12 protein-coding genes and 3 pseudogenes are annotated in these 12,140 nt (G+C 60.0%); 7 read left to right on the top strand and 8 right to left on the bottom strand.

Going from position 1 to position 12,140, the window contains the following annotated elements; all coding sequences use genetic code 11:
* Positions 1–537: 537 nt before the first annotated feature.
* Positions 538–1,305, top strand: a complete 768-nt coding sequence (locus tag AiwAL_RS18885; RefSeq protein WP_262313340.1) for an IS5 family transposase — start codon at positions 538–540, stop codon at positions 1,303–1,305.
* 23 nt (positions 1,306–1,328) lie between these two features.
* Here the strand turns inward: AiwAL_RS18885 and AiwAL_RS18880 are convergent, their stop codons facing one another.
* Both AiwAL_RS18880 and AiwAL_RS18875 read right to left on the bottom strand, forming a co-directional pair.
* Positions 1,329–1,508 (bottom strand): YodC family protein, encoded by a 180-nt coding sequence (locus AiwAL_RS18880; RefSeq protein WP_235705924.1) that lies wholly within the window; start codon positions 1,506–1,508, stop codon positions 1,329–1,331.
* 135 nt (positions 1,509–1,643) lie between these two features.
* Positions 1,644–2,177 (bottom strand): hypothetical protein, encoded by a 534-nt coding sequence (locus AiwAL_RS18875; RefSeq protein ID WP_235705926.1) that lies wholly within the window; start codon positions 2,175–2,177, stop codon positions 1,644–1,646.
* A gap of 242 nt (positions 2,178–2,419) precedes the next feature.
* Between AiwAL_RS18875 and AiwAL_RS18870 the strand changes: the two are divergent.
* Positions 2,420–2,932 (top strand): annotated as a pseudogene (locus tag AiwAL_RS18870) (ISAs1 family transposase); the annotation flags it as partial.
* An 11-nt stretch (positions 2,933–2,943) separates the two neighbouring features.
* Positions 2,944–3,180: pseudogene (locus AiwAL_RS18865) on the top strand (prolipoprotein diacylglyceryl transferase family protein); the annotation flags it as partial.
* Between the two features lie 151 nt (positions 3,181–3,331).
* On the opposite strand, the gene AiwAL_RS18860 reads toward AiwAL_RS18865, so the two are convergent.
* A complete protein-coding gene (locus tag AiwAL_RS18860) occupies positions 3,332–4,330 on the bottom strand; it encodes a cysteine synthase A (RefSeq protein ID WP_235705929.1) in 999 nt (332 codons plus the stop codon).
* Positions 4,331–4,672: 342 nt separating this feature from the next.
* Between AiwAL_RS18860 and AiwAL_RS18855 the strand changes: the two genes are divergently transcribed.
* From AiwAL_RS18855 to AiwAL_RS18840, 4 genes are all read left to right on the top strand, one after another.
* Complete coding sequence (locus AiwAL_RS18855) at positions 4,673–6,820, top strand: copper-translocating P-type ATPase (protein WP_262313339.1); 2,148 nt, start codon at positions 4,673–4,675, stop codon at positions 6,818–6,820.
* Between the two features lie 5 nt (positions 6,821–6,825).
* The gene (gene cueR, locus AiwAL_RS18850) at positions 6,826–7,293 is read left to right on the top strand and encodes a Cu(I)-responsive transcriptional regulator (RefSeq protein ID WP_013640717.1); all 468 of its coding nucleotides are present in this window, start codon (positions 6,826–6,828) and stop codon (positions 7,291–7,293) included.
* 247 nt (positions 7,294–7,540) lie between these two features.
* The gene (locus tag AiwAL_RS18845) at positions 7,541–8,104 is read left to right on the top strand and encodes a DsbE family thiol:disulfide interchange protein (RefSeq protein ID WP_013640718.1); all 564 of its coding nucleotides are present in this window, start codon (positions 7,541–7,543) and stop codon (positions 8,102–8,104) included.
* A 45-nt stretch (positions 8,105–8,149) separates the two neighbouring features.
* Positions 8,150–8,746 (top strand): TlpA disulfide reductase family protein, encoded by a 597-nt coding sequence (locus tag AiwAL_RS18840; RefSeq protein ID WP_235705932.1) that lies wholly within the window; start codon positions 8,150–8,152, stop codon positions 8,744–8,746.
* Positions 8,747–8,891: 145 nt separating this feature from the next.
* On the opposite strand, the gene AiwAL_RS18835 is transcribed toward AiwAL_RS18840, so the two are convergent.
* The 5 genes and pseudogenes from AiwAL_RS18835 to AiwAL_RS18815 all read right to left on the bottom strand — a co-directional run.
* On the bottom strand, positions 8,892–9,146 hold the full coding sequence (locus tag AiwAL_RS18835) for a hypothetical protein (RefSeq protein WP_235705933.1): 255 nt from the start codon (positions 9,144–9,146) through the stop codon (positions 8,892–8,894).
* Between the two features lie 29 nt (positions 9,147–9,175).
* Entirely contained in the window at positions 9,176–10,357 is a 1,182-nt protein-coding gene (locus AiwAL_RS18830; RefSeq protein WP_231844412.1) for a cytochrome c oxidase assembly protein, read from the bottom strand.
* Positions 10,358–10,574: 217 nt separating this feature from the next.
* The gene (locus AiwAL_RS18825; protein WP_262313338.1) at positions 10,575–11,510 is read right to left on the bottom strand and encodes a copper resistance D family protein; all 936 of its coding nucleotides are present in this window, start codon (positions 11,508–11,510) and stop codon (positions 10,575–10,577) included.
* A complete protein-coding gene (locus tag AiwAL_RS18820; RefSeq protein WP_013640725.1) occupies positions 11,507–11,875 on the bottom strand; it encodes a copper resistance protein CopC in 369 nt (122 codons plus the stop codon). The genes AiwAL_RS18825 and AiwAL_RS18820 overlap by 4 nt, the downstream gene beginning before the upstream one ends.
* Positions 11,876–11,926: 51 nt before the next feature.
* Positions 11,927–12,140, bottom strand: a pseudogene (locus AiwAL_RS18815) (cytochrome c oxidase subunit I); the annotation flags it as partial.

Here is a 12,140-nt window from a genome sequence, read left to right as displayed (position 1 = left end):
GATCAGCGCGTCTTTCTCAGCATGCGATAGAAGGGACAGGTCAGGAAGCTCGCTCACGCCTCCCGTCGAATCGTATCCGCCGTGGTCACGTCAATTCACAATCGATTCAACTGGCCGACGGACCAGGATGAGCAGATACATAGATTCAGACATCCCGCCGTTTCGCAAGATAAAAATCACGACTGTAATGAAACGCAATACCCGTCATCCCGCCCTCCTTTGTAAAAAGAGGCAAACCCTACCCGAGTTACCTCAGAGAGGGGCGGGCCATCCCATAATCACACCTCGCCCCGCCATCCAACCCGTCATTGCACCATCATTCCGAGACAGCCTCTGAGAGGCCGTTTCGGAATCAATGTGGAACGATCGTTATGAGGGGTTGGATGGCCGGACGAGACGTGATTCCAAGCAGGTGTTCGAAGCCTTGCTGGAGATCATTTCCTCATGTGGACCCCGACCCCCTCCACCGCTTTTCCACGTGCTCCGCACGCGGAACCTTGAGCGGGTTCCGCCCGTGCGCAGCATAGCCGCTCTGACCTGCGCTATGGAAGTGACCTGACAGATGCGGAATGGAAAATTCTCGAGCCGTTTTTGCCGTCGCCTTGCTCGCGCGGGCGCAAGCGCAGGTGGCCGATGCGTCGCATCGTCGAGGCGATCTTCTATGTGCTGCGCGCCGGTTGCGCGTGGCAGATGCTGCCGGATGGGTTTCCGCCGCTTTCGACGGTCTATCGCTGGTTCGCGCGGTTCCGCGATGACGGGACTTGGGAGCGGATCAATCATCATCTTGTCATGCACGATCGTGAGCGCACGGGGCGCGACGCCAGCCCCTCTGCCGCCGTGCTCGACAGCCAAAGCGTCAAGACGGCCGAAGCCGGCGGTCCGCGTGGCTATGATGCCGGCAAGAAGATCAAAGGACGCAAGCGCAACGCCCTTGTGGACACCGACGGGCGGGCGCTCAAACTTCAAGTCGGCCCGGCCGACATCCAGGACCGCGACGGTGCCGTATCGCTGTTGCGAGCCTCCCGCGCGTCGTTCCCTTTTGTCGAGCGCGTGTTCGCCGATAGCGCGTATGCGGGTGAGCGTGTTGCCAACGCCACGCGCATCGCCGTCGAAATCGTCCGCAAGATCGATGGTCAAGTTGGGTTTCAAGTTCACAAGCGGCGGTGGGTGGTCGAACGGTTCTTCGCCTGGATCGGCCGGAACCGCCGCTTCTCCCGCGATGTCGAAAAACTCATATCGTCCGCAGAAGCCTTCCTATACGCCGCTTCAACCACCATCCTCCTGCGAAGGCTTGGACGTTGCTAATCAGATTCGAAATGGACTCTGAGCTATTCCTCCACGCGCTTTATCGACTCCGTGAAAAACCGTTCCTGGATCTTTTCCCCATCCGCGAACCACGAACAGGTTGCCATCTTCCCGTCCAGGACTTGCTCGTACTCATCGAACGTCATCACCGGTCCGCCCGACTTCAACATGACCTTGTCGCCTGGGTTCAATTCATCTTCCATCCGCTTATCTCACCTCTCTGGTGTGAAAGTGTCAACGGTCACGAACCGGCACGGCGCGGCCTCAATGTCGGCGATTCCTCGCGAGGCGCCTGCAAATCACCCCGGACGTGATCGCCGCGTCCTGGAAGGCAAACGTCAGTCAACGGTCGGCGGAAGATCGTCCACCGCTTCCTCTGGAGCTTCCATCTTCGGCGCATCGGTCGTGGGAGACGTCTTTTTAACCTTCACCGGCTTGGCCTTCGGCTTCTCGGCCTCTGCCACCTTCGCCGCCTTCCTCTCCGCCCTGTCGATCTTTGCCTTCAGGCTGTCCACTTCACCCTGGAGGGATCCAGCCCGCGCCACCGCTTCGGACGCTGCCGCGCGTTCCGCCTTGTTCTTCGTCCGGAGAGTGGCATTGACCTTCTGCAGGCGTTCAACCTCCGCCCGAAGTTCGGTGACCGACAACTTCGGCACTGTCGCTTTGGCCGATTTGATAGCAGGTTTCGCGGCCGCCTTGCTGGCCGGCGAAGCCTTTGCGGGAACGCTTTTGCGCGTTGCCGGGATCGCGGCCGCACGCGCGGGCTTGACAGTCAGCGGGGTAGATTTCCTGTTCGTTGCGACTTTTGGTGTCGGCTTGCCGGTTGTCGGCGTGCGACGTGTCGTGGATCGAGTTTTTACTTTGGTGGCCATGGAGATTCCTTTCAGTCACGATGCTTGTAGATGCTATCGATGGCAATGTGAAGCATTGTCCTCCTGTCGGCAGGCGGAGAGGATCGGCCGAAGTGTCAGGTTGCGCTACGATCAGGTCGATGTAATTCATTTGGCATAAAGTGCAGGGGAATCGCATTTGGGTTTTCAGTGTGGACAAACGGGGTTGCGGGTCGGCGGCAGTTGGATTTCCAAGGGGTTGGATTCAGCTCTGAGGCCACCCGATGGAAGATTTTATCGCCTGCTTTGCCGAGGTCACCGATCCACGGCAGGACAATGGCCGCCACAATTTGCATGAGATCTTGATGATCGCGCTGTGCACCATGCTGTGCGGTGGCGAGGATTGCTCGGATATGCCGCTGTTTGGCCAGGCCAAGGAGCCCTTCCTTCGGCAATTTCTGACCCTCAAGCATGGCATTCCCAGCCATGACACCTTCAGCCGGGTTTTCCGGCTGCTCGATCCTGTTGCATTCACAGCCTGCTTCACCCGCTTCATGCAACGCTTCGCCGACACTCTCCAAGGCGTAGTGGCGATCGATGGCAAGACATTGCGGCGTTCCTTCGATCGGGCAGCGGGGCAGTCGCCGTTGCACATGCTGCATGCCTGGTCGGTTGGACAACGGCTGCTGTTGGGCCAGTTGGCGGTGGACGAGAAGTCCAATGAGATCGCCGCGGTGCCCAAACTTCTGAAATTACTGTCGTTGAAAGGCTGCATCATCACTGCCGATGCGCTGAATTTTATACGGTATCACGCAGCGAGCGGATACGCAGCCAACCCGGCTATCTCGCAGGGATATTCGTGATGGGCTACGGGATTGCGCGGACCACGGCGGAGTTTTTCCGCCAGCCAGACTGGTTTCTCGGCTACCTGATGTTCGGCTTGACTATGGGCCAATTGCTGTCGATTCCGATGATCGCGATCGGCGCGGTCATGATCTGGCGGGCGCGCCGTGCTGCCCGAACTCAGACAGCCCTAACAGCGTGATCCGGTCTGAAGGTCGCCGCCAGTCCAGATACAAGGCGAAGATTGGCCCCGCAGTGACGGTCATATCAATGTGAGGCACGGGCGGCATCATGGGGGAACGTCCTTTAACGTGGTGCTCCGATCATCAGTAGTACTACTGGTGGATAGCGAATCAAAGCCACGGAGGAACGGGGAGATTCTTGCCGCGGAGGAACTCAGGGTTGAACAATTTTGTCTGATAGCGCGCGCCGCCATCGCACAGGATCGTCACCACCGTGTGCCCGGGGCCGAGATCGCGGGCGACGCGGATCGCCGCGACGACGTTAATCCCCGCCGACCCACCGACCGAAATTCCCTCGTGGATCATGAGGTCGAACACCTGTTCCACTGCCTCGGCGTCGAGGATTCTCACCGCATCATCGATCGGTGCTCCTTCAAGATTGGCGGTGACGCGCGACTGGCCAATTCCCTCGGTGATCGATGAACCGCTCGGCGTGAGATCGCCGGATTTCAGCCACCCGTACAGCCCGCTGCCCTCCGGGTCCGCGAGCACGATCCGCACCTCCTGGCGCCGCGCCTTCAGGGCCATGCCAATGCCGGCCAGCGTCCCGCCGGTGCCGCAGGCGCAGGTGAACGCGTCGACGCGGCCGCCGGTTTGCGCCCAGATTTCGGTGCCGGTGGTCAGACGATGGCCTTCCCGGTTCGCGGTGTTGTCGAACTGGTTGGCCCAAAAACCATCGGTTTCCTCGGCAATCCGCCGCGAGACATGCACGTAATTGTCCGGATCACGGTAGGGTTTCGCGGGCACCAGCCGGAGATCGGCACCGATCATCCGCAGGAAGTCGATCTTTTCTCTGCTCTGGGTCTCCGGCATCACGACGACCGACCGGTAGCCGCGCGCATTGGCAACGAGGGTCAGCCCGATTCCGGTGTTGCCGGCAGTCCCCTCGACGATGGTGCCGCCCGGCCGCAGCGCGCCCGTCCGCTCCGCGTCCTCGATGATGGCGATGGCGGCACGGTCCTTCACCGAGCCCCCAGGATTCATGAATTCCGCCTTGCCGAGAATGTCGCAGCCGGTCGCCGCGGAGGCCCGCCTGAGCCGGATCAGCGGCGTGTTGCCGATCGCACCGACCAGCCCGTCGGCGATCGTGGTCTCGTTTACTGTATGCACTGCATTCCTCTTGTTCAGTTGGCGTATTTAAATCCGGTGTGTACCAGTCCTAACCTGCGGGACGTTCGCGGACGATGCCGGAGTAAGATATGTTCGAGGATGTGGCACGCAAACAAGTGTGGGGCTTCCAATATAGGAAGGGTCAAGACCTGTTCTTTCCGCCTGAAGAACCCGAGATTTCCCGCTGAGCTCCGGGCGGTGAGTTTAAGGCTTGACCTTCCTATTGTAGGAACCTGTAACCATGGATTTGGTACCGGTGACCAGATCCGGTGTCGATTCAGTTGAAAGATTCTTGCGATGCTTGAAACGGCTCTGCCCAGCCGCCATCCCAGCCGCCGCTAAATGGATGTCCTCGATCTCGGCATTGAGGGCATGACCTGCGCCTCCTGCGTGGGGCGAGTCGAAAAGGCGGGCTATGGTGCGCACGCGATCCCGGAGGGTGGCGATGCGGATGCCGAAGCAGCGAAACGGCAAGAGACGCAGCGCGAACTGATTCATGCCGGCATCGCCGCCGCGTTGACTGCACCACTTCTCGTTGCAATGATCCTCCACGTTGCAGGGGTGAGCATAGCACTTCCAGGCTGGGTGGAGCTTGTCCTTGCTACTCCGGTGCAGTTCTGGCTCGGCGCGCGATTCTACCGCGCAGGCTGGACGGCAGTGCGGGCTCATACCGGCAACATGGACCTGCTGGTCGCGCTTGGCACTTCAGCGGCTTATCTTCTCAGCCTCTACATGCTCCTGAGATCCTGGACTTATGGCGGCACGCCGACGCTCTATTTCGATTCGTCCGCGATCGTCATTACGCTTATTCTGTTCGGCAAGTGGCTGGAGGCTCGCGCCAAGCGGCAGACTGGCGCAGCTCTGCGAGCACTGTCCGCGCTACGGCCAGAGCGCGCGCGGCTGCGTGCCACCGACGGTTCAGAGCGGGAGGTGTCGATTGACAGGGTCGCCGTGGGGAATCTTGTAGTGGTATGGCCAGGCGAGCGGATTCCCGTCGATGGCCTGATCCGTGAGGGTGAGAGTTCGGCCGACGAATCGATGCTGACGGGGGAAAGCTTGCCGGTGACCAAGTGTGTGGGTCACAAGGTCACTGGCGGCGCAATCAATGGCGACGGTCTCTTGCTCATCGAAACCACGGCGGTAGGCGCCGAATCAACGCTCGCGCGCATCGTCCGATTGGTGGAGAATGCGCAGGCGGCCAAGGCGCCGATCCAGAAGCAGGTCGATCGGGTTGCCGCCGTTTTCGTACCGGTCGTGCTCGTTATCGCCTGGATCGCTTTTGTGAGGTGGTGGCTCGTCACCGGCGATATCGAGCAGGCAATCTTGAGCGCAGTTGCTGTCCTCGTCATTGCTTGCCCGTGTTCCCTTGGCCTCGCTACCCCGACCGCAGTCATGGCGGGAACCGGGGTTGCGGCCCGATACGGAATCTTGATCAAGGATGCCGAAACGCTGGAGGAAGCACACGGCATTGACACCGTGGCCTTCGATAAGACCGGCACCTTGACCGAAGGCAACCCATCTATAATCGCTCTCGAGCCCGCCGACGGGCTCAACGGCTTCGAATTGCTGCGTCTCGCCGCAGCCGTACAGCATGGCAGCGAACATCCTCTCGCCAAGGCCGTGCCCACAAGGGCGGAAGCCGAAGGTGTACGGGCGCCTACGGCAACCGCTGTAAAAGCTCTGCCGGGTCGCGGCATTACCGCCATGGTCGAGGGCCGCAACCTCGTGCTCGGAAGCAGCCGGTTGCTGTCCGAGCACGGCATCGATGCCGACGCACTTGCCGGGCGTGCCGAAGCCCTGCAACGTGAGGGTCGCACTGTGTCCTGGTTGCTTGATGTTAGCACAACGACCCCGCGCGTCCTTGGCCTGATCGGCTTCGGCGACGCGCTGAAGCCGACGGCGCATGACGCCGTCGGCTCTCTGCGTGCCATGGGCTTGCGCGTCATAATGCTGACCGGGGACAACCAGGGCAGCGCCGACGCCGCAGCCCGAATTCTCGGTATCGACGAGGCGATTGCCGAGATCCTGCCCGAGCACAAAACGGATGTCGTGAATGAACTCCGGCGTGCCGGCCGCAAGGTTGCGATGGTCGGAGATGGCGTCAACGATGCACCGGCGCTTGCCGCCGCCCACGTCGGCATCGCCATGTCGACCGGCTCCGACGTCGCTATCCACACGGCGGGGATCACGCTGATGCGCGGCGATCCGGCCCTGGTGGCGGCCGCGCTTGATATATCACGCGCGACTTTCAGCAAGATTCGTCAGGGACTGTTCTGGGCATTCATCTACAATGTCGTTGGTCTTCCGCTTGCGGCGCTCGGTTATCTCAGCCCGGTGGTTGCTGGCGCCGCCATGGCGTTTTCGAGCGTCAGCGTCGTATCAAATGCGCTCCTGCTGCGCCGCTGGCACCCGAGAGGCAGCACGGTTTCGCGAATCACCGGTGCCTCGGCCCTCCCGCGAGGCCGTCTGATCGAGAAAGCAGCAGAATGACCTCTATGACGATCGGCGACGCCGCGAAAGCCTCCGGCGTTCCTGCCAAAATGATCCGTTACTACGAAAGCATCGGTCTTATCCCGAAAGCCGTTCGAAACGATAGTGGCTATCGCTACTACGCGATTACCGATGTCCACACGCTCCGCTTCATTCGCCGTGGCCGCGATCTCGGATTTTCGATCGACGCTATCATGCGGCTACTGGCCCTCTGGCGAGACCACCACCGTGCGAGTGCCGACGTCAAGCGGATTGCTCTCGACCACGCCGCCGCGTTGCGGAGCAAAATCGCGGATCTCGAGGCCATGCTAGGTCCGATTGAATATCTGGCCGATCATTGCCAAGGCGACCATCGGCCAGATTGTCCGATCATGGATGACCTCGCGGATCACGTCGCGCGCTCCGAGCATGAGGCACGAGAAACACGCCCCCGCCACACCAAAACCACCCAACGGCGCGGCGTTTCCACGTGACGCGTCAAGGATCAGCGTGGTTCTCCGCTTTTCCCGCCGTTTATCGGAGCGGGTACTCGATAGGGTGCGTCAATAGAACTTTAATGACAAAGCACGACTTTCGCGAATCGGTGGTGACTGCCGCGACGATGGGAGCCTGCCCGATGAAGAACCGGAAACGTTTAATCATCCTTGGGAGATTGCCATGATTAGCCCGTTATCCCGTCGGACCCTGCCGACCCGTTCGGCAACGGTCTGAGGCGGTTTCATGGCGACATCACAAATCTCCCGCCGATTGATGCTCGGTATTCCGCTCGCCACCGTGGCGGTGGGCGGGATCGGGTTCTACGCGCTCTTGGAACGGATGCGCACCGGCACTTACAACCCGCAGGCGTTCAACAATCCGCTGGTCGGTCACAAAGTGCCTCCTTTCACTCTGCCGGGGGTCGATGGCAACAAAGGGTTCGACCAGGCTGCGCTGGTTGCCCAGAAGCGCCCGGTGCTGGTCAATTTCTTTGCGTCCTGGTGCGTCGCCTGTAAGGCGGAGGCGCCGTATCTCGTCGGCATCGCGAAATCGGGGCTGGATATCTGGGGCATCGCCTACCAGGACAAACCGAAACCGCTCGCACTGTATCTCGCAGAATACGGCAACCCGTATCGGCGGATTGCGTCCGATCTGAGCGGACGGGTCGCGATCAACTGGGGGGTCTATGGCGTGCCGGAAAGTTTCCTGGTCACTCCTGGTGGCATGGTGCGCTGGCATACTGCCGGGCCTCTGTTCCCAGAGATCATCGAAAATCAGCTTAAACCCGCCTTGCGCCTCTTGTCGTAAGTGCCGCGCCATGATGGGTAATGCCATGAAGAAAACGGCTCGGCCATGAAGCCGGTCTCGCGACGATCATTATTCGGCTTGGTAGGTATGCCGGCTGTCGGCTGGATGACGCCGAGTGCGCAGGCCGCCCAGAGCGCGCTACCTCCAGCGTTCTACAGCTACGATGGTCAGTACACTCAAATTGTCCCGGAACGGCCGGTGCCGACCAAGCCGATCGTGACCACCGGCGGCAGTACCATCGACTTCCAGCGCCTGCGCGGCAGCGTCGTTCTCGTCAATTTCTGGGCAACCTGGTGTGTACCCTGCGTCTATGAGATGCCGTTGCTGGATCGGCTACAAGCGAAACTGAAAGGGACGAAGGCCACGATCCTGCCGATTGCAGTCGATGACGGTGGCAAGGCCAATGTGGAAGCCTTCTACAAACAGCACGATCTGACTCATCTGAAGGTGATCGTCGACCCCGACCAACAGGTTGGTTATTTCTATGCCGCCAATCCGGGACGTGGGATTTTCCCGCTCTATGCTCTACCGATCACTTATGTCATCGATCCGGGCGGTTTGATTGTCGGATATATACCGGGTGCGGCGCCTTGGGATTCTCCGAGTGCAATGACTTTGATCTCTTATTTGGCGTCGCACTAACAAGCTTCGACAGAATGCTTCGACGTTGCTTTGGTCTGCTTGGTTGGGTCGATGCAGGATTTTCCAGGATTTTCCGGGAGTCCGGGACGGAGTCATCCCGCCGCGAGCAGTTCTGGTCACCTGATAAAGCTGTAGATCCAAGGACTTATTTCCCGTGTTCCGGCCCAAGGAGAAGCCATAGCCCGGCCAGGAAGCCCACGACATAAGCGCTCACGCCCGCGATGCCAAAATTCCAGCGGGGCGCCAAAATCACTATACCCATCGAGATGGCCATCAGAACCAAACCGGATCCGGCGCGACGGCCACGCGCAAGCGGGATGATACCGATCAGTCCCCCGAGGCCAAGCGCAAGAACGAATAGGTGGGTCAGAAGACCGGCCAGTTGGAACGAGTTCAACATCTATCGAGGAGCGGTTTCGATGGCTGAGATCACGGCTTATCAGACTGCGGTGACTTGGACGTCAATCTGACCTCGTGAGCAGACGGGCCATTAAGCGTCCTTGCTCTCATTTGACTAAAAGCCGCAGCGTCGGCTTGGTGGTTCGTCATGTGATCGTAAACGACGGCAGCGATCATGGTGCCGATCAACATGAAACCGACAAATCCGACCAATCCGAAAGCGAGGTTGCGGTTATTCCGCCGCTTCCCGACGTGGAATTCGCTGCCGCGCACCGGCTTGGCGCCGACAAGGGCGATGCGGCGACCGGCGGTGCGGTCTTCGTGGCTGGCAATTCGGTAGAGCGCGATCAGGGCACCGAGTGCGATCATTGTCGAACCGTCGATCCACATGGTCAGACCGCCGAAGCGCTCGTCGCCCAGCGCCGAAATATGCCAGAAAGGCGCCATACGCCCGTAGGCATCGTAGAGGACGACGGATTTGGCGCTGAGATAGAAACCGAACAGAATGAAGTTCATCTCGGCTACAAAGCACATCAGTATGCGAGCGAGCAGCGGCGCGCCGAGTGGGACTGACCGCGGATCAAGAAGACGGAAGAAAAAGATCAAGCCGCTTGCGAAGAGCGTGACGTGCCAGAGATCGTGGATCAACGGGACGCGCAACGAGGCATCGTGAATCCGCGGGATCATCCAGAAATCACTGGTTCCGACGAACACAAGGCTCGCCGGAATCGGCTGGCTGATTGTGGCGAAGGTGCGATGGAACGCGCCATTACCCATGATGCCGGGCACAAGTTTATGGCGTAGCCACCCCGGCATACCGCGCAACAGGGCCGCTTGCGGGGCTGCCAGCATCAGAAGCATGGGTGCGATCATATCGAGCGTCATGTGCTCGACTTGGTGGATGGTAAGGAATTGATCGGAAAAACCTTCGATCGGCGATTGTAGAACCAGGAACAGCAACAGTATCGCCGCTACGAAGAAAGCGTCCCGCGCTCCGATCGCTTGTCCGCTCCGGCGCCGACCGCGCACGTACCAGACCACGACATAGACCATCGGAATGATAATAATCGGCGTAAACTGCCATACGAGCCAAGGTGTCGCTGCGAGCGCCGCCGCTCCATCCGGCAAGTAGGAGTCGATGACCTCCAATGTTACCCAGCCAAGGAGGGTAACGGCGAGCCAAATGAAGATTACCGGTCGGTTGCGAGTCATCGTGATCTTTCCACCACGTCAATCCCACGTTTTGCCAGGGACCGGATTACGCCCTCGCCTTCGCGATTTTTGCCGTGCTCCGTACCCGAGGTTACGATATCCGTTGCCCGGAAAGCAGCCATCCCCAATGGACGGCCACCGGCCAGCCGGTCGACGCTTGAGTGACAAGGCGTCAAGACAGGCGATGCGCTAGTGAGAACGTTACTCAACGAGTTTGCTAACCGGTCATATTCATTTTCGCGATGTCCATGGCGGGCGGAAGTTCCATCAGAATGCCTGCGAGCACGACGACGGTGAGGCCGATCGCTGTTTCGATCGCAATGGATTTGTATAGAAAATCCTTGGCGCGCTGACCGCGCAACGTCGTAAGGCGGGACGTCTGCCATCGGTTCATCGCTGCGATCGCCAAGAGGATCAGGAATAATGCAAGTTTTCCGACCGCGACCAATCCATAGGCCGTGCCGGTCAAGGCGGGGATGCTGCCGATCAGATACCAGCCCTGAATCGCCGCCGTCACGGCGATGGTGATCACGCAGGCGATGCCCAGGCGGGAAAACCACGTCGCCGCGCGAAAGGCCGCTTCGGGCGTGACGGCTTTGACGACGATGAGAAGGGAAACCAGGCCGCCGAGCCACAGTCCCGCGGCGAGCAGATGCAGGATCAGGGTCGCGAGCAGCAGATGTCCCTCCGCCCCGCCCATGGCGGCACCGTGCCCAAGCCCGGCCTGCAACGCGACGGCGACGGCGGCAAAGCTTCCGGCCAACAGGACGCGACGGTTACTCTGTCCGTGGCCGAATACCAACACGGCACCAGCCATCAAGATCATCCGGATAATGAGAAGGTGACCAAAGTTCGTGTCGCGCAGCAACGGCAGAATGGCATCAAAACCAGAGGTGATCTGGTTTGATCCCGAGGCATAGATGGCTTCGCAGAGGAGCCAGATCAAACCAGCGATGACCGCCACAGCGAAACTTGCACGTAGAAACTTGACGATTGCGTTCTGAGCGTTGCGTGCGGCCGATGATTTGTCACGCTGCAAGCCGGCCTGAGCAAATAGGCGATAACCTGCGGTGGTGCCGAGAATGGCGAGCGAAGCCGCGACATGAATGCCGCGGGCGGCACCTCGAACGAGCAGATCGGTGGAGACGCTCACGGCGTCACTTGAAAACTGTAACGTCCATGCGTTCGATGCCCGTCGGATGCGAGCGCATGCCAAAGAACAGTATAGCGCCCGGCTCGATTTGATCGACGCAGATGGATGACCAGTGTCTTGGGGTCGTTGCGTTCTAACGTCGCCTCGCCGTGACTGACTTGTTTGCCATTCGGTCCTTGGACCACGATACCGCTGAAATGCCGGTTGACGGTCTCGGTGAAGTTGATTGAGACCTCGCCGGGAAGCAGTTTCAGCACAGCACCCGACGGTGGCGTTTCGTGAGCAGGATAGGCATGGGCCATTGCCAATACCGGTACCGCAAGAAGAGCCGCGACGACGGGAGCTGACTTCAGGGATTTTCTCATATTACCTCGCTTTGCATATTGCCTTGACTTCCAGGATGGCTGGCGACGACCTCATCGGATCACCGGAACATCCTCGAAGGTGTGGTGCGGCGCGGGGGACGGCACGGTCCATTCCAGGGTCGTCGTCCCATCGCCCCAGTAATTGTCGGCCAGAGCCTGCTTGCCGGTGAAAATACGGAACAGCACGTAGAAAAAGATCAGCGTGCTGATCCCGGAGATGATCGTTCCCACCGACGAGACGTAGTTCCAGCCTGCGAACGCGGTC

Source organism: Acidiphilium sp. AL, from assembly GCF_025499445.1.
In the GTDB taxonomy this organism is placed as follows: domain Bacteria; phylum Pseudomonadota; class Alphaproteobacteria; order Acetobacterales; family Acetobacteraceae; genus Acidiphilium; species Acidiphilium iwatense.
Note: the sequence above shows the minus strand (reverse complement) of the source record. Positions and strands in the feature narration are given on the sequence as shown.